This window comes from Paraburkholderia metrosideri, from assembly GCF_904848625.1.
Lineage (GTDB): Bacteria > Pseudomonadota > Gammaproteobacteria > Burkholderiales > Burkholderiaceae > Paraburkholderia > Paraburkholderia metrosideri.
Genome location: NZ_CAJHCP010000009.1, coordinates 207,163 through 223,593, shown reverse-complemented (window position 1 = coordinate 223,593; position 16,431 = coordinate 207,163). Strand labels below are relative to the sequence as shown.

Sequence of the window (16,431 nt, the reverse complement as noted above, 5' to 3'; positions counted from 1 at the left end):
CTTTATTACGCTGCGGCTTTTAAGGTCTCGCGCTGCGTCGCCAGATGCATGATGCGCTCCTGCGTCGCCTCGAGCGCTGAGAGTTCGCCGGTAATACGGCCTTCGCACATGACCACGACGCGGTCGCTCATGCGCAGAATTTCCGGCAGTTCGGACGAGATCATCACGATCGCCTTACCTTCTCCGGCAAGCGAGCGCAGCAGCTTGTAGATTTCATTCTTTGCACCGACATCGATGCCGCGCGTCGGCTCATCGAAAAAGAGCACGTCGCAGTTGCGCTCGAGCCATTTGGCAATGACGATTTTCTGCTGATTGCCGCCGGAAAGAAGCCGTACTTCCTGGGTCGCGGACGGCGTGCGAATCGCGAGCAGATTGATGAAATGACGGGCAGTCCGGCGTATTTGCGTGCGGCGCAGAAAAAAATTGAACCTGAGGAACCGGCTCAGATTGGACATGACGATGTTCGATTCGACGTCCATTCCAGTCGCGAGCCCGAAGCGCTTGCGGTCTTCCGACAGATAACCGATTCCGCGCGCGACTGCGTCACTCGGTGTATTGATCGTTGCTTTGACGCCCTTCACGAAAATCTCGCCGGATTCGATTGGATCGGCACCGAACACCGCGCGGGCGACTTCGGTACGCCCAGCGCCCATCAAACCCGCGAAGCCCAGAATCTCGCCTTTGCGCAACGTAAAGCTCACGTCCCGGACCAGCGGGCCGGCGTTCAGATTTTTCACGTCGAGCGCGACCTCGCCTTTTTCTGCTGCGCCGCGCGACCGCTCGATATCGATCAAGGTCCGGCCGACCATCATGCCGATGATCGCTTCGACGCTAGTATCTTTCGCGGTGACGGTGGCCACATATTCGCCGTCCCGCATCACGGTGACGCGATCGGAAATCTGCTTCAGCTCATCCATCTTGTGCGAGATATAGACGATGCCCACGCCGCGCCCCTTCAACTCCCGGATGATGCGGAATAGCTCGGCAATCTCGGCATCGTTCAGCGCGGAAGTGGGCTCGTCCATGATCAGCACGCGCGAGTCGAACGATAAAGCTTTGGCGATTTCGACCATCTGCTGTTTGGCGACCGTCAGGCTGCCAACCATCGCGCGCGGATCGAGCTTCACATGCATGCGCTCGAGAATCTCGCGGGCCTGCGCATTGAGGCGGTCTTCGTCGAGGAACAGCCCCAGGCGTCCACGCGGCTCGCGGCCAATGAACATGTTCTGGGCGACGCTCAGATGGTTCATCAACTGGAGTTCTTGATGAATGATGCCGATGCCCACGGCCTGCGCATCACGCGGATGCTGGAACTCGACCGGCTGGCCGTCGTAGAGGATTTCGCCTGAGTCGCGCGTGTACACGCCAGCGAGGATTTTCATCAGCGTCGACTTGCCGGCGCCGTTCTCGCCCATTAGCGTGTGGACTTCTCCCGCCATGAGCTCGAACTGAATCTCATGAAGCGCTCTCACGCCGGGAAAGCTCTTGTTGAGCCGTTTGACGGAAATGAGCGGAGTCACAGCGCGGATCGCGTGACAAGTCCGCGACAGACATTGATCTCACCGCGAAAAAGCGGCGGCAGAGGCGTCGGGCGCCCCACGGTTTTCCGACAGATGTCGCAAAGAGAAACCAGACACATTGCTGGGCCCCGAAACCGATGTGCGACGATTTTACGACGCTGTCCAGCGGCGGCTCAAGCCTAGGCATTCCCCAGTGTCGCGGGTGTTTTCAGAGATCCCAACTTCCCACATAGTAGGATTTTCACGCAATCTTGTCTGTGCACACGAGATGCCGACGATCATTACCGTGGCATGCTGGCCAATGTTTTCTGAACACAAGCGAATTCGAGCGGTCTCTGGCGCAAAGTTGATTCGATGCAACCAGCTCATCGAGGAAGTCCAATGGCGCAGTCACACCCTGATCGAAGCGCCTTCAGACCCGCGTTACTTCTAAACCGCTTTCAACGCAGGTAACAGCCGGTCGAATTCGCGCTTCACGACGCCATAACATTCGCACACGCGCGTTTCGAGCCCGGGCCTGTTCAATACCTCGATGTGGCCATGGCTGTAGCGAATCAGACCCGCGTCTTGCAATTTCAGAGCGGCCTCCGTTACACCGGACCGGCGCACGCCCAGCATATTAGCGATCAATTCCTGGGTCATCTTCAGCTCGTTAGACGAGAGGCGGTCAATGCTGAGCAGCAGCCATCTGCACAACTGCTGGTCGATCGAATGGTGCCGGTTACACACGGCCGTTTGTGCCATCTGGGTGATTAGCGCCTGCGTATAGCGCAGCAAAAGACGCTGGACAGGCCCTGCACGGTGAAATTCCTCTTTCAGTATTTGAGCATCCAGGCGATACGCGTTGCCCGCGCTCTGCACGACCGCCCGGCTGGGGGTAGTCTCGCCCCCCATAAAAAGCGCGATGCCGATAAGCCCTTCATTGCCGACGATCGCGATTTCGGCCGACGCGCCGTCCTCCATCACATAGAGAAGTGACACGATGGACGTAGTTGGGAAATAAACGTAATTGAGGCGGTCCCCGGATTCGTAGACCACGTTTCCGAGCGGCATATCCACAAGCAGCAGATGAGGTGCCAACCGCCCCCACTCCAGGTCAGGCAACACCGCCAGCAGATGATTCTCGTTTTGATGATGATCTTGAGACATGGCGCACGCTCCGCAACTCGCCCGGAACCGCGCCGCTTTCGCCGACGATTTCCAGACGGGTAAATATCGATAGAAGGAGGGAATGCTCCAACGCCATCGCGGCCTGTGCCGCTGCGTATCGCGTACGCACAATCGTTGCGCCACTCAAATCTGGGGGACACTTTTTAGATTATAAGTCGCGTCGACGATTGTGACGCCGCTCCGCATGCTGGTACGACTTCGCGTTGCGCTATACCGGTCCGTGTGGATCACTCGAACTTCGAAAATCATTGCGCGATGCGTCTTTCCGACTCAGCGCAATGACTCGGCGGCAACTGCCCGTTTTACTACGCTGCCGCAAGGAACGTTGGTGGACGTGACGATCGGCAGCTTGAGCGTGAACTCGCTGCCCTTCCCGGGCCCGGCGCTGGCCCCCGAAACCGTGCCCCCATGCGATTCAGCAATGGCCTTCACAACGGCCAGACCAATGCCGAGGCCACCTGCACTGGCAGAAATCGCTCTGCTGGATTGCGCGAACAAGTCGAATATATGCGGGAGCAGGCTGGATGAAATCCCCGCACCGTCGTCATCGATTTTAATGACGAGTTCATTGCCTTCGACAAAAACACCCAGACGGATATTGCCGTGCGCCTGCGTGTATTTCACCGCATTGTGCAGCAGGTTGCTGACAGCCTGTGTCAAACGGGAGGGATCTCCGTCAACGCGCAACATCCCGTCCGGCATCGACGCAATAAAAGTTTGATGTTTGGCGGCGGCAGCTGCTACCGTCACCTCGCAGGTGTCGGCCAGCAGGGCATTGATCTCGATGTTGGCCCGGTTGAGGCGAAGTGCTTCCTGCTCGACACGGGTCGCATCCATCAGGTCTTGCGCCAGTCGTTCGAGCCCGTTCACCTGCCGGTCGATCATCTCGGTCAACCTGACGATTTCGGGGCATTCGGCCGACGCGCCGCGGATCAACTGACTCGCCATACGCAACGGGGTCAACGGGCCGCGTAACTCGTGCGCCACGACCGCCAGGATCCGGCTGCTGATGGGTGGCGCTTCGGCGCGTTGAATCTTCGTGCGCGCTTCGTCCAAAGAATCATCCGGAGCGGCCCGGCAACTACGCTCCATCATTGCTTCCGTCACGACGACAAAACTCACGGCGGAGCCGACCGGAAGGGACTCGGCGGACGCGAGATACGCAGGCATTCTTGAGCCCCATTTCATACCGCGTTGGGTAGCGAAGGGTCGGTGGGTGGCGCTTGCTGGACGGGCACTTGAAGGCAGCAGGGCTGCTCGCGTTATAACCAGCATCGCGCGATTACCCCTTCCCGCCTCGCAAGCAAGACAGGAAGTGGCGAACGAGGCGGGCCGGACGCTACAACATCGCAGTTGTCGCCCCGGCAAGTCCGTACGGTAGCGTTCGGACCAGAAAAAAAGACCGAACTCACGCAGACGCCTTTCAAATCGTGAAGCATTTCATTGATTTGGGCAAAGCGTCGCCGGCCTGACGGGCACCTTTCAAAAAGTCCCGCTGGCGACCAGTACGGATTGTGTCTTTGAAGATAAAGGGACGTCTGTACGTTGTCGTACCGCATCCTCCCGCGCGTGCGCGTAACGTGGTTTCTACCGCCGGGCAGCGGCGAGGCAATCATGCGCGGATAAACCTTCGCCTGAGCACGCCCGGATCGCTACTGGCACCCGGCGCGGCACCCTGAGGTTGCGCTGCTCCTCTTCCAGAACGAGCCGCAATGCCGCGTGCTGCGCGCTTCATCGGCACCCAGTTTGGAGAAATCATGTTGCGAAGCGTACGAGATTTGCGCGGAAGCACGGTTCGCGCGGTAGACGGCGACATCGGCACAGTCAGTCAGGCCTATTTCGATGATGAGTCCTGGGGCGTGCGCTATCTGGTGGTCGAAACAGGCACTTGGCTCAACGACAGGCGAGTGTTGGTCTCACCGTATTCGGTGAAACACACCGATCCCGGGTCGAGTGTCGTGCATGTCGACCTTTCCCGGCAGCAAGTGAGGAATAGCCCCCTGCTGGACGCACACAAGCCCGTATCGCGACAGCACGAGGTCGAATATCTGCGCTACTACAACTATCCGACGTACTGGGGCGGTCCTAACCTTTGGGGCATGGGGGCCTATCCGGCCTATGACCCGACGGGCATGCCGGCGGACCTGCTGCCAGAAGAGCCGTCGATGCCAACCCTCGATATGGATGAACCGCAACCCGACGTTCATCTACGCAGCACCAACGAGGTCAAGGGCTACCACCTCAAAACATCCGATGGCAGCATTGGCCACGTATCAGATTTCATTTACGACGATACCAACTGGGCGATTCGCTACCTGGTCGTGGAGACGCACAACTGGTGGCCCGGCGGCAAAACTGTGCTGATCGCGATTCACTGGATTAACGAAGTCGACTGGTTTGATTCGAAGGTATCGACGACATTGACTCGCGACGTGATCAAGAACAGCCCCGCTTATGACGACTCGATGCCGATCGAGCGGGGTTATGAAGAGGCATTGCAGCGGTTTTACGACAAACACGGGACTGGCCCGGATGCCCATGCCTCCGGGCGAGTCGGCGCTGACCGAGGCGGCGCGTGAAGCCGCGTGGATGTGGTTCAAACTGACAGGTGACGCCATGGTGGACAGAATCGTCTCAAGCAGTACGCACGACGCTCATATGAGCGTCAAAAGTCATATTGCCGATGGTTGGGTGGCGAGCGTGTACATCGTCGCCAAGGGCGCGTCAAAAGGTACCGATCTCGTCAAAGTTGATACGTTATTCGAGCGCGAAGACGTCGCATGGGAGTACGTTGAGACGCTTGCGCGTGCTGAACTCAGCAATCTGAAATAGCACGCGGCCACAGTTTCAAATTTCACCGTGAAGGCACACAGGTTCGCGCGCCTTTCATCTTTTCAAGGACCACTCGCACGACTCCTTATAACGTTGTAATTACGGTCTTCGATGATCACCACAAGACCGATGCCGCCGTGCGCAAGCTGACAGACAGTGGTTTCGACATGAAGAATTTCAGTGTAGTCACGCCGACCGAACCCGCCACACCAGAAACTGCGTAATACGGCGCTCGCCAGCCACGAGGAACGTCCCGCTCATGAACACGCTCAGCCACGATCCGGTCCAGCTGCCACCTCGTCCAAAACTCCTGCAGGTGATGGGGCCTGGCCTCATCACCGGTGCATCGGACGACGATCCAAGCGGTATCGCAACGTACTCCCAGGTCGGCGCGCAGTTTGGGTATGGCCTTGCCTGGACACTGTTATTTAGCTACCCATTGATGGCCGCGATCCAGGAGATCAGCGCACGCATCGGACGCGTCACCGGCAGCGGCATCGCAGGCAACCTGCGTGAGTACTATCCGCGCTGGTTGTCGACCAGCATAGTGGGGCTGCTACTGATCGCGAACATTATCAACCTGGGTGCAGACCTCGGCGCCATGGGCGCAGCCCTCAAGCTGTTGATTTCAGGTCCGGCGTTACTCTATGTGTGCGGTTTTGGCCTGCTGTCGGTGGTACTGGAAGTGTTCACCCGCTATGCGCGCTATGTGTCGGTTCTGAAATGGCTATGCCTGTCGCTGTTCAGCTACGTGATCTGCGCATTTGTCGTTAAAGTGCCGTGGGCTCAAGTCGGCTGGGCAGTAGTTTGGCCGGCGCTATCCGTCAAACCTGATTATCTCGTCGCAATCGTCGCGGTCATGGGTACGACCATCAGCCCTTATCTGTTTTTCTGGCAGGCAGAGCAGGAAGTCGAAGACGAACAGGAGAGGCCTGGCGCACATCCGTTGACCCACGCGCCGTGGGAAGCGCCCGCGGAATTCACGCGAATCCGCATTGATACCTACCTTGGCATGGCGCTCTCGAATGTCATCGCGTTCTTCATCGTGGTGACAACAGCGACGACCTTGCACGCGCACGGACTCGTCAATATCCAGACCTCGGCACAGGCCGCGGAAGCACTGCGCGCCATCGCGGGTCCATTTACGTTCCTTGTGTTCGCCTCCGGCATCATCGGCACCGGCTTGCTGACATTGCCCGTGCTGGCCGGTTCGGCGGCGTATGCGGTGGGCGAACTGTTCGCGTGGCGGGTAGGTCTCGCGCGGCTGCCATTGCAGGCAAAGGCGTTCTACGCGGTGATCGCCGTGGCGACGGCAGTTGGCGTCGGCCTGAATTTCACGTCAATCGATCCGGTCAAGGCGCTCTATTGGAGTGCTGTTCTCAACGGTGTCGTCGCGGTCCCCGTGATGATCGTCATGATGCACCTCTCGATGCGTACGCGCATCATGGCGGGTTTCACGCTGCCGCCGGTGCTACGCATTCTCGGTTGGGTAGCGACCGGTGTGATGGCCGCTACCGTCGTCGCGATGGGGGTCAGCTGGTTCACATGAGGGTTACTGTGCGCGCTGTTACTTCACCGGCAGCACCTTTGGATGAACGAGCGGCGCATCATGCACAGTTGCCCAGTCGGCGCGGCGAACATGGTGGATGATCAACGGAATGCCCGCGAACACGACGATGCCGAAAACGACCAGTCCCGTATAAAGCCAGGGCGAACCGACCGGTAACTGGTCTGGCGGGAAGAACGAAACGGCAAAGCTAAATAGCACCCCCGCAAAGCCGATTCCGGCAGTCAGCCACATGCCAGCCATACCACCCGGCACTTTAAAGGGGCGCGTCAAAGTCCGTGCGGAGTAGCGCAAGCGGATCGCCGCCGCGTACATCAGCATGTATGCGATCAGATAAAGCGCGATCGTCATCGCAGAGATCAGAAAGAACGCGACCGATACATCCTTGATCACGAAGTAGAAGCATGAAATCACGGTCACGATCAGACCTTGAACCAGCAGAATATGCGTGGGCATCCCTTTGCTGTTCTTAGCCTGAAGGATTGGCGGCAACTCGCCCTCATAGGCAGTCTCGAGCAAGCCGCGCGATGGACTGCCGAGCCACGCCAGCACGCCACTGATTGCGCCAACGCCGACCAGCAGCGACAACGCAGACACAGCCCAGCCCATCTGCCAGATGCCCACAAGCACGGCAGCAAACGCGTCGAACACACCGGATTGCAGCGAGATCTTCTCGTAGGGCAAGATCGCGGCAATCGGCAACGCGCCGAGTGCGAAGATCAGCACCGAAATCAGCGCGCCCAGTCCAATGGCCGCCGGATAACCCCGGCTCGGGCTACGCATGTCGATCACGTGAACCGCCTGTACCTCCACGCCGGCAAACAGCAATACGATTCCGGCAAGAAACGAGATCGTGCCGAAACCGTGAATCGCCGGCCAGTAGCGGGCATGTCCATCCTGGGACAGCGCAGCATCGTTCAGATGCTGCCAGCCAAGCGGATGGCCACTGCTGATCCAATAGCCCAGCAGCGCCAGCAAAACAACGCCCGGCACAATGGTGCCGATCACAAAGGTCCAGTTGGCGATCTTCGCGAATACTTCAACACCTTGCAGCACGACCCACGTCGCGAGCCAGTATCCGACGATGCAGAAGATCCCAACGTAGGTGCCGTTCTTCGCCAGCTCGGGCCGGCCAACCGTGTAGGCGAGCGCCGCCGCCCCGAAGGTCAACGCGACCGGAAACCAGACAACGTTCTGAATCCACTGCAGCCAGATTGCGAGAAAGCCCCAGCGTGTGCCGAACGCATGCGCGACCCACGTATAGATACCGCCGCGGCGGTCGGCAAAAGCACCGCCCAGTTCTGCGGATATCAGCGACGCTGGGATCAGATAGAAAACGACCGTAAACGCGAGATAGGCAAACATCGTCATCTCTTCCTTAGCCAGCAAAGGAAGTCCACGCAGGCTTGTGACTACCGCTGCGGCCGTCATCAGGCCGATCGATGTGACGCTCAGATACTTGCCGCGCCTGGCGGCATTGACGATATTCGCGGCCGGTAAAGCTGTCGCGGTAGTAACAGTGTCGTTCATTTTGTGCGCTCCAGTGCAGAGGCGGCATCAATCGTGATGGAAGGTCGGGCCGGCGGTCGAGTGCGGCACTGGATTCTTCGTCAGATGCGCGATGGCGTGCTTGATGTCCTCAAGGAGCATCGCCGCCATGTCGCGGGTCACGCCACGTCGGATCAACACCCGTTGCACGATGGTGTCCTCTCGCCCCGCCGGCAGTTCATACGAGGCAATCTGCCAACCGCGCATGCGGACCCGATCGGATAGATCGAATAACGTGAAGCCTGCGGTTTGCGGATGCTTTAGTTTGTAGCAGACAGCCGGCAACGCGCCGCGTCCGTCATAGATCATCTCGAGTGCGTCGATCTTCGCCAGACCATCGGCCAGCGCCTGTGCCGTGTCGGCACACTCCTGCTGGATATGCCGATAGCCTTCACGGCCCAAACGCAGCAGCATGTAGTACTGCGCGATAATCTGCCCGGCCGGTCTTGAGAAATTCAGTGCAAACGTCGGCATGTCGCCGCCCAGATAATCGACCCGGAAAATCAGCTCATCAGGCAGGTCCTGCGTGCTGCGCCACACTACCCAGCCAACCCCGAGCGGTGCGAGCCCGTATTTATGACCCGAAGCGTTGATCGACTTCACGCGCGACACGCTGAAGTCCCATTCAAGCTCGGGTTGGATGAACGGCGCGACGAAGCCGCCGCTGGCCGCATCGACGTGAATCGGAATATCAAGTCCGACATTGGCTTGCAACGCGTCCAGCGCGCCCGCCAGCGCTTTCACAGGCTCATAGACGCACGTGAACGTGATGCCAAGCGTGGCTACAACGCCGATGGTGTTCTCGTCGCAGTATTGGGCAAGATCTTCCGGGCGCAGTCCGGTCGCGTCACCACTCAGCGGCACCTGGCGCATCTCGACGTCGAAGTACCGGGCGAACTTGGCCCAGCACACCTGCACCGGTCCGCAAACGAAGTTCGGCTTGTCGGTCGGCTTGCCTAGCGCCTCCCTGCGCTTCTTCCATTGCCACTTCAGGGCGAGACCGCCGAGCATGCAGGCTTCGCTCGAACCCGTGGTCGAACAACCGGTCGTCTTCCACGACTTCGGGGCATGCCACAGATCCGCGAGCATGTGCACGCAGCGCATTTCTACCTCTGCGGTTTGCGGATACTCATCCTTGTCGATCATGTTCTTGTCGATCGACAGATCCATCAGCCGGCGAACTTCGTCGTCGGCATAGGTGGTGCAGAACGTCGCGACGTTCTGCCGCGAATTGCCGTCCATGAACAATTCATCGCGCACCAGATCGAATACGGCCCGGCGATCAGATGATGCCTCCGGAATCCGGTATTTAGGCAGCGAAGAACCCGAGATCGTCGCGGCGTATTCGTCGGCGACGGCATCGGGCGAGGATGGTGGTGACTTGAGAAATGTCATAGCGTGATACTCCGAATGTGAAATAGCGAGGCGTATTCGCGAGCGAACACCTGAGCGAGTGGAGTGGCGAGATTGCGCAGACGGGAGAACTTCCATCGCCACGATGCACGACGGGTCAAACGAAGTCGGTACGGTGCCGTACCGCACTGCGGCAATTGAAGCAATCTGTTGATTGCATTACACCGCTATTGAGCGCAAGGTGGTGTCACTCACTACGCTGCTTTGCATTGGCCGTTATGCCATCGTTATCCGGTCCGGGAACAGCGGAACATATCGTTTATGAAGGAGTACGTCATCATGATCATCCCCACCGCGACATACAACGGACACGAGTTACGTGCCTACGCCCGCCAGCAATTTCCGCCCTTCGGCGATCCGTATGCGAAGGGCGCGCGGCGCTTTTCTTCGGTGGTGCGAATCGACACCGTTCCGCCGAACGACGCAGACGCGCGGCGCTACGCGACAGTCTTCGAGACGGTGAGTCCCGCCAGCTTCGATGACGCGATAGATCTTGCGATGAAGTTTGGCAAAGACATCATCGACGGCAAGGTGCAGGCTACGGCGCTATAAAGGCCAGCCGTCCGCCACGGAACGGTAAGCGCCGTTCGAACAAATACCTCGAGGCCAATATGTACAAACGCATTCTGGTAGCGATCGATGGCAGCGAGACGTCTGAACACGCGTTCGACACCGCGCTGCAACTCGCACACGATAACGACGCGCAACTGCAGCCGCTCTATGTCATCGACAACCCGTTGATGGCATACGACGCGTCCGGCTACGATCCGACCATCCTGCGCGATGCCTTTGTCGAAGAAGGTCAACGACTGCTGGCAGATGCTCTGGCGCAGATGAAGCACGAGAACGTGGCCGGCGTGCCGCGGATAGTCGATGTCGCGCCAATCGGCGAAGACATCTCGGAGCGCATCCGCATCTCGGCTAACGAATTCAATGCGGACTTGCTAGTGCTCGGCACGCACGGGCGGCGGGGGTTCAAGCGTCTGTTTCTAGGCAGTGTGGCCGAACGCGTCGTGCGCAGCGCAAGCCTGCCGGTGTTGCTGGTGCCGAGCCGGCAAGCGCAAACTACGGCCGCGGATGCTGCCAGACCTGCCCAAACCGAGGCCGCCGCGGCGCCGCACGAACTATCCCGCTAAACGGTGAAGTACGCGTCGCGAGTTGCCACGGCTGTGCTCACATTCTTGCAGCACCTACTATGGCGTTCGTCCCATGAGTACTTCGCCACTCCCCGCCGCCCGCGCTCCACTCGTACAGCCGAAGCCCATGCCGGTTGCCGAGACCGGCCTCGTTCACATCGCGCCCGGGTTGCTCGGCAAAACATCGCGACTGCGCCTGCTCATGTTCTGGATCGTTGGACTGATGGGTTTTCTTGCCGTCATTCTGGTGGTCTTGCATCTCGGCTCGCTGCAAAAGATGGCCGAACTGATACGCTCGGCTCGTCCCGGCTGGATGCTGGTTGCGCTCCTGGTTCAATCCGGCACCTATGTCAGCGCGGCATTCGTATGGCGTGAGGCGTTAAGCCAGGCTGGCCATCCGCTGGCTCTGCGCACCCTGATTCCCCTTGGCATCGCCAAGGTCTTTACCGATCAGGTACTGCCAAGCGGCGGCATCAGCGGCACGATGCTGGTGGTACGCGGCTTGACAGGCCGACGGGTGCCTGCCGGGATTGCGATGGCCGCCATGCTGGTGGGCATGGTGTCATACGACATCGCCTACCTGTTCGTCGTGCTCGCAAGCGCCAGCACGCTGTGGCTTCAGCATCGCCTGAACGTAGCGCTGAGCGCGGGTGTGGCAATCTTTGTGGTGGTAACCGTGGCAGTGCCGGCCGCAGTACTGGGACTTAAACGATGGGGCCGACGCGCGCCGATCGCATGGCTCAGCAAGTGGCTGGGGGTCACCGCCCTGCTTCAGGAGTTGACCGACGCGCCTACCCGTCTGCTCCGCAGTCCCTCTCTGCTGTTGCAGACAGTGGGATTGCAACTTGCCATTTTCGTATTCGATGCCTTTACGCTCTGGCTCGCTTTCAAAGCAATCGGCGAGATACCGCCGCTTTGGGTCGTGTTCGTGAGCTTCATTATCGCGTCAATGGTGGCCACCATTGGTCCCATTCCGGTGGGGCTGGGCACCTTCGAAGCCACTTCCGTTGGAATGCTAAGTTTGCTTGGCGTGCCGGTGGAAGCGGCGCTCGCCGCCACGCTTCTGTTGCGAGCGCTGACCTTCTGGCTGCCCATGCTCCCCGGCATCTGGCTGGCACGCCTGGAAATACGCCGGCATTAGGCGGCGCTACGGGGCGCCAATCGTATTCGTTGTCGCAAGGTCCGCCTACGACATGCCTGCGCTCAAGTTTCGCCTCGCGCATAGATCAGAGCGCGACAGCATGCAGGCTGAACACCCGTGGCTCGCCAACCGGTAGAACCACTCGCCCATGCACTTCGTTAATCACTTCGGCTGCAGACAGATAGAACGCGAGTGCGGCCGTGACCAGTCCCATATAGCCGCCTGCCATCCGCATCAGACTGAGCCCTGTCCACTCTCCCAAGGCCAGCAGGGCAAACGTGATCCACAGCGCCAGAAAGATGAATTGCAAGGCGCGAGGCGAGCGAAAGGTGGCTAGCCACATATAGAACGTGAAGACACCCCAAAGGAACAGATACCAGCCAACGAATGCGGCCGGCACCTGGCCGTGCAGAAACAGCACGAACAGCGCGAACGACCACCAGAACGCGCCATAACTCAGAAAGGCGGTGGCGCCAAAACTATTTCCGCGCGGCAGTTCCATGATGCCGGCAATGGCCTGAGCACTGCCGCCATAGGCCAGCGCGCAGGCAAGTACCAATCCCATCGAATCCGCCGAAAACCAGCCGGCGTTGATCATGCTTAACAGCCACGTCGTTAATGCGAAAGCCGCAAGACCCAGTGGCGCAGGGTTCGCTAGCGTGCTTCGGATCGGTGCGCTGGCCATGGCCTGCTCCTGAGGATAGATAGCAACCGGGTGATCTCACGGGGTGCGCAACGCGTCATCCGAGCTGATCGAGAATCGCCGGGTTTTCCAGCGTGGAGACGTCCTGTGTGATCTCTTCTCCAGCCGCAAGCGAACGCAGTAAGCGGCGCATGATCTTGCCGGAACGGGTTTTCGGCAGATTCTCGCCGAAGCGGATTTCCTTGGGCTTCGCAATCGGTCCGATCTCCTTGCCCACCCACGCACGTAGTTCATTCGCGATTTTGCTTGCGTCGTCACCGATTGGCCGCGTGCCCTTCAACACCACGAATGCGACGACCACTTCGCCGGTCGTATCATCAGCGCGGCCGACAACGGCAGCCTCGGCAACCAGCGGATTGGCGACGAGTGCGGACTCGATCTCCATCGTGCCTAACCGGTGGCCCGATACGTTGAGTACGTCATCGATGCGTCCGGTAATCGTGAAAAACCCAGTGTCCTCGTCACGCACCGCGCCGTCGCCGGCGAGATACAGGTGTCCACCCAACTCATCAGGGAAGTAGCTCTTCGTGTAGCGGTCGGGATCGCCCCATACGTTGCGTAGCATGGATGGCCACGGCCGTTTGATCACGAGAATACCGCCCTGACCGTTCGGCACATCGTGTCCGGTTTCATCGACCACGGCGGCCATGATGCCAGGCAGCGGCAGCGTGCATGAGCCCGGCACAAGTGGCGTAGCGCCGGGCATTGGCGCGATCATGTGACCGCCGGTTTCGGTTTGCCACCAGGTGTCGATGACGGGACAATGGCTGTGGCCGACGTGCTCGTAAAACCATGCCCATGCGGCCGGATTGATCGGTTCGCCGACGGTCCCTAGCAGGCGCAGCGACGACAGATCGAAACGGTCCGGATGAACCTTAGGATCAGATTCAGCCAGCTTGATTAGCGAGCGGATTGCGGTCGGCGCCGTGTAGAACACCGTCACCTGGTGTTTTTCGATCATCTCCCAGAAGCGGCCCGCGTTCGGCCAGGTCGGCACCCCTTCGAACACCACCTGGGTTGCGCCGATCGCCAACGGACCATAGGCAATATAACTGTGACCGGTGATCCAGCCGATGTCGGCAGTACACCAGAACACGTCGCTGCGCTTGGCGTCGAACGTCCACTTCATGGTCTGTGCTGCCCACATCAGAAAACCACCCGTGCTGTGCTGGACGCCCTTGGGTATGCCGGTCGAACCGGACGTATAGAGGATAAAGAGCGGATGTTCCGCTCCCACCCACTCCGGCTCGCAAGTGTCCGCCTCGGCCTGTGTCAGTTCGTGCATCCAGAGGTCACGTCCTTCGTGCCACGCGACCTTGCCGCCAGTGCGCCGATAAACGATCACGCTCTTCACAGCTTCGCACCCGCCCAGCGCGAGGGCTTCATCAGCAAGGTTCTTCAGGGGCAACGCCTTGCCGCCGCGCATCTGTTCGTCGCAGGTGATCAGCGCAGTTGCACCCACATTAACCATCCGCTCGTTGAGCGACTTCGACGAAAAGCCACCGAAGACGACGGAATGCGTCGCGCCGATTCGGGCGCACGCCTGCATGGCCACAATGCCTTCAATCGACATCGGCATATAGATCACCACGCGATCCCCACTTTTTATACCGCGGGTGTGTAGCGCGTTAGCAAAGCGGCATACCCGCTCGAGCAACGCGCGATACGTGATACGCGTGACGGATCCGTCATCGGCTTCGAAGACCACAGCGACGTGTTCGCCGTTGCCCGCGTTGACGTGGCGGTCGAGACAGTTATATGACGCATTCAGCGTGCCGTCCTTGAACCATTCGTAGAACGGCGCGCGTGACTCGTCGAGAACCGAAGAAAACGGCTTTTCCCATTGCAGTGTTTGGCGCGCGAGACGAGCCCAGAATCCTGTGTAATCGCGCTCGGCCTCGGCGACAAGCGCACGATAGGCATCCATACCGGAAATCGCAGCGTGCGCCGCCACGCTGGCGTGTGGGAGGAACGCCTGTGGCTCCTCCAGAATCGAATCGTTCGTTGACATTTGTCTTCCTCGCATGCTCCGCGCTTGCTTGATAAGCGCCTTCTGGCTGGCCGCTGCGTCACCGCAGCCTTCAATTGACGGTGCACGTACGGTGCGCCGAAGTCGGTACGGTAGCGTACCGGTTCAGAAATCGGCTTCTGCTTGTCACCCGGGTTGCACATGACAAAGTTTCAGCAAACGGGCTTAACTGTTCCGGGTTCGGGGAGGACGGGATCTGGTCGTTCTGGCACGGGCCGTTATAAAGGAAACCGTACTTGCGCCCTGCGATGGGTATACAGTCGGTACATGGGTCGCGCCCTGCGCCCCTCGTTCTGGAACGATCATGCATTGATTCCAGCGCAAGCAAATGGCGCCATTCAGCGGCGCTCGCGCAAAGCTGATTGCGCACCGTGCCATTCATCCTTTGATATCCGAAATGTCGGTTGGCGCGGCGAAGATCGACCCCTCTGAATCGGGCCGGCGAACGACAGTAGCTTTTCACTGTGGGAGAGAATCATGATCGATGATCAAGTTAATCTTGAAGAACTGGAAGAGAGCAGGAGACGAAGAGAAGCTGCGGAAAATGCGACGGATGACGGCATGCCAGTGCTTCCGGAAGATAAAGAGCGCGACCCCGGGTTGACTCAAACCGTCCCGGCAACGCGATGGATCAGGCGCATTGGGGACGGCCGCAAGAACTGGCTATTTATTCGCCGACCGCGGATTGCCAACTCGATGCGGCACATATGAGTGTTATTCAAAACGTCGCGGCAATCTTCTGCCGGGACTTTCTCACTCGCTGCGATTAGCGACGCCCAATGCAGCACGATGCGTTACCAATAGGCTTGGGTATGCCGAATAGGCTGCACAGCATGGCGACGCTGTCGCAGGGGTGCGCGACAGAAACAGACCAGGAGGAAATATGACTAGTGCGATGTGGGGCATTCTTGTCGGAATGACGATGATATTCACGGTTGGCATCTACCGGTATCGGCAAGCAGTCGTGCGAACTTAGTCGATCCGCTGTCTGATGTAGGGCCATTTTTCCAGCGTACGGCTGCTTTCCGGCGAGCAACGGTATATCTGCGTCACTTCGCGCTCAAGCGACATCTGCTGAGTGCCGTGCTCTAACGCAAACAGTTCGCCGCCCGTTTCGACACATGGCGTCGCTTCAGGAGATCGCCCACGAGACCCGAGGAAACGGCTGCAGCCTTATCGCCGGCTGCCTTTCCAGCGCGCGGGCGGCATGAAGCGGTCATTCGACGGCCATGACCGTATCGTGCAGGCCATCCTCGCAGGCGACTCGCGTGCTGCAGCCGAAGAGATGCGCAGCCACGTTACTGGCGGCTTGACGTTCCTCGACTTCATCGCCGAGATGCCGGACGATTTCGAAGTTTGACGTCGTGAACCA

General features: G+C 59.3%; 15 protein-coding genes. 8 read left to right on the top strand and 7 right to left on the bottom strand.

The genetic code is table 11. The annotated features are described in order from the left end of the window. Positions 1-5: 5 nt before the first annotated feature. The 3 genes from LMG28727_RS21495 to LMG28727_RS21485 all read right to left on the bottom strand — a co-directional run bounded on the left by LMG28727_RS21495 (position 6) and on the right by LMG28727_RS21485 (position 3,860). The gene (locus LMG28727_RS21495) at positions 6-1,520 is read right to left on the bottom strand and encodes a sugar ABC transporter ATP-binding protein (protein ID WP_201644319.1); all 1,515 of its coding nucleotides are present in this window, start codon (positions 1,518-1,520) and stop codon (positions 6-8) included. Positions 1,521-1,949: 429 nt separating this feature from the next. After that, entirely contained in the window at positions 1,950-2,669 is a 720-nt protein-coding gene (locus LMG28727_RS21490) for a Crp/Fnr family transcriptional regulator (protein WP_201644318.1), read from the bottom strand. 291 nt (positions 2,670-2,960) lie between these two features. After that, entirely contained in the window at positions 2,961-3,860 is a 900-nt protein-coding gene (locus tag LMG28727_RS21485; protein ID WP_201644317.1) for a sensor histidine kinase, read from the bottom strand. A 587-nt stretch (positions 3,861-4,447) separates the two neighbouring features. Between LMG28727_RS21485 and LMG28727_RS21480 the strand changes: the two genes are divergently transcribed. From LMG28727_RS21480 to LMG28727_RS21470, 3 genes are all read left to right on the top strand, one after another. Next, positions 4,448-5,269 carry a PRC-barrel domain-containing protein gene (locus LMG28727_RS21480; protein ID WP_201644466.1) on the top strand — a complete coding sequence of 274 codons (822 nt, stop codon included), beginning with the start codon at positions 4,448-4,450 and terminating at the stop codon, positions 5,267-5,269. Then, positions 5,223-5,522, top strand: a complete 300-nt coding sequence (locus LMG28727_RS21475; protein WP_201644477.1) for a hypothetical protein — start codon at positions 5,223-5,225, stop codon at positions 5,520-5,522. The genes LMG28727_RS21480 and LMG28727_RS21475 overlap by 47 nt, the downstream gene beginning before the upstream one ends. Before the next feature lie 259 nt (positions 5,523-5,781). Beyond that, positions 5,782-7,071, top strand: a complete 1,290-nt coding sequence (locus LMG28727_RS21470; RefSeq protein WP_201644316.1) for an NRAMP family divalent metal transporter — start codon at positions 5,782-5,784, stop codon at positions 7,069-7,071. 18 nt (positions 7,072-7,089) lie between these two features. On the opposite strand, the gene LMG28727_RS21465 is transcribed toward LMG28727_RS21470, so the two are convergent. After that, on the bottom strand, positions 7,090-8,619 hold the full coding sequence (locus LMG28727_RS21465) for an amino acid permease (RefSeq protein ID WP_201644315.1): 1,530 nt from the start codon (positions 8,617-8,619) through the stop codon (positions 7,090-7,092). A 27-nt stretch (positions 8,620-8,646) separates the two neighbouring features. Continuing rightward, positions 8,647-10,032 (bottom strand): glutamate decarboxylase, encoded by a 1,386-nt coding sequence (locus tag LMG28727_RS21460; RefSeq protein WP_201644314.1) that lies wholly within the window; start codon positions 10,030-10,032, stop codon positions 8,647-8,649. A gap of 297 nt (positions 10,033-10,329) precedes the next feature. Between LMG28727_RS21460 and LMG28727_RS21455 the strand changes: the two genes are divergently transcribed. The 3 genes from LMG28727_RS21455 (at position 10,330) to LMG28727_RS21445 (ending at position 12,327) form a co-directional block, all read left to right on the top strand. Further along, positions 10,330-10,602: a hypothetical protein gene (locus LMG28727_RS21455; RefSeq protein ID WP_201644313.1), complete on the top strand. Its 273-nt coding sequence runs from the start codon at positions 10,330-10,332 to the stop codon at positions 10,600-10,602. A 59-nt stretch (positions 10,603-10,661) separates the two neighbouring features. Next, a complete protein-coding gene (locus tag LMG28727_RS21450; RefSeq protein WP_201644312.1) occupies positions 10,662-11,186 on the top strand; it encodes a universal stress protein in 525 nt (174 codons plus the stop codon). Between the two features lie 127 nt (positions 11,187-11,313). Continuing rightward, on the top strand, positions 11,314-12,327 hold the full coding sequence (locus LMG28727_RS21445) for a lysylphosphatidylglycerol synthase transmembrane domain-containing protein (RefSeq protein ID WP_236592179.1): 1,014 nt from the start codon (positions 11,314-11,316) through the stop codon (positions 12,325-12,327). An 85-nt stretch (positions 12,328-12,412) separates the two neighbouring features. Here LMG28727_RS21445 and LMG28727_RS21440 read toward each other — a convergent pair whose 3' ends face one another. After that, positions 12,413-13,012, bottom strand: coding sequence for an acetate uptake transporter (locus tag LMG28727_RS21440; protein WP_201644310.1), 600 nt, complete (start codon positions 13,010-13,012; stop codon positions 12,413-12,415). A gap of 55 nt (positions 13,013-13,067) precedes the next feature. Further along, positions 13,068-15,041 carry an acetate--CoA ligase gene (gene acs / locus LMG28727_RS21435; RefSeq protein ID WP_201644309.1) on the bottom strand — a complete coding sequence of 658 codons (1,974 nt, stop codon included), beginning with the start codon at positions 15,039-15,041 and terminating at the stop codon, positions 13,068-13,070. Between the two features lie 495 nt (positions 15,042-15,536). Here acs and LMG28727_RS21430 point away from each other — a divergent pair, with 495 nt between their 5' ends. Then, entirely contained in the window at positions 15,537-15,770 is a 234-nt protein-coding gene (locus LMG28727_RS21430; RefSeq protein ID WP_201644476.1) for a hypothetical protein, read from the top strand. A 367-nt stretch (positions 15,771-16,137) separates the two neighbouring features. Further along, positions 16,138-16,419 carry an FCD domain-containing protein gene (locus LMG28727_RS34565; protein WP_201644308.1) on the top strand — a complete coding sequence of 94 codons (282 nt, stop codon included), beginning with the start codon at positions 16,138-16,140 and terminating at the stop codon, positions 16,417-16,419. Positions 16,420-16,431: the final 12 nt, after the last annotated feature.

What these genes read in the sequence shown, in the direction of transcription:
- LMG28727_RS21490 (WP_201644318.1), bottom strand. Translation starts at nt 2,669, where the DNA reads ATGTCTCAAGATCATCATCAAAACGAGAATCATCTGCTGGCGGTGTTG.
- LMG28727_RS21485 (WP_201644317.1), bottom strand. Translation starts at nt 3,860, where the DNA reads ATGCCTGCGTATCTCGCGTCCGCCGAGTCCCTTCCGGTCGGCTCCGCC.
- LMG28727_RS21480 (WP_201644466.1), top strand. Translation starts at nt 4,448, where the DNA reads ATGTTGCGAAGCGTACGAGATTTGCGCGGAAGCACGGTTCGCGCGGTA.
- LMG28727_RS21475 (WP_201644477.1), top strand. Translation starts at nt 5,223, where the DNA reads ATGCCCATGCCTCCGGGCGAGTCGGCGCTGACCGAGGCGGCGCGTGAA.
- LMG28727_RS21470 (WP_201644316.1), top strand. Translation starts at nt 5,782, where the DNA reads ATGAACACGCTCAGCCACGATCCGGTCCAGCTGCCACCTCGTCCAAAA.
- LMG28727_RS21465 (WP_201644315.1), bottom strand. Translation starts at nt 8,619, where the DNA reads ATGAACGACACTGTTACTACCGCGACAGCTTTACCGGCCGCGAATATC.
- LMG28727_RS21460 (WP_201644314.1), bottom strand. Translation starts at nt 10,032, where the DNA reads ATGACATTTCTCAAGTCACCACCATCCTCGCCCGATGCCGTCGCCGAC.
- LMG28727_RS21455 (WP_201644313.1), top strand. Translation starts at nt 10,330, where the DNA reads ATGATCATCCCCACCGCGACATACAACGGACACGAGTTACGTGCCTAC.
- LMG28727_RS21450 (WP_201644312.1), top strand. Translation starts at nt 10,662, where the DNA reads ATGTACAAACGCATTCTGGTAGCGATCGATGGCAGCGAGACGTCTGAA.
- LMG28727_RS21445 (WP_236592179.1), top strand. Translation starts at nt 11,314, where the DNA reads ATGCCGGTTGCCGAGACCGGCCTCGTTCACATCGCGCCCGGGTTGCTC.
- LMG28727_RS21440 (WP_201644310.1), bottom strand. Translation starts at nt 13,012, where the DNA reads ATGGCCAGCGCACCGATCCGAAGCACGCTAGCGAACCCTGCGCCACTG.
- acs (WP_201644309.1), bottom strand. Translation starts at nt 15,041, where the DNA reads ATGTCAACGAACGATTCGATTCTGGAGGAGCCACAGGCGTTCCTCCCA.
- LMG28727_RS21430 (WP_201644476.1), top strand. Translation starts at nt 15,537, where the DNA reads ATGATCGATGATCAAGTTAATCTTGAAGAACTGGAAGAGAGCAGGAGA.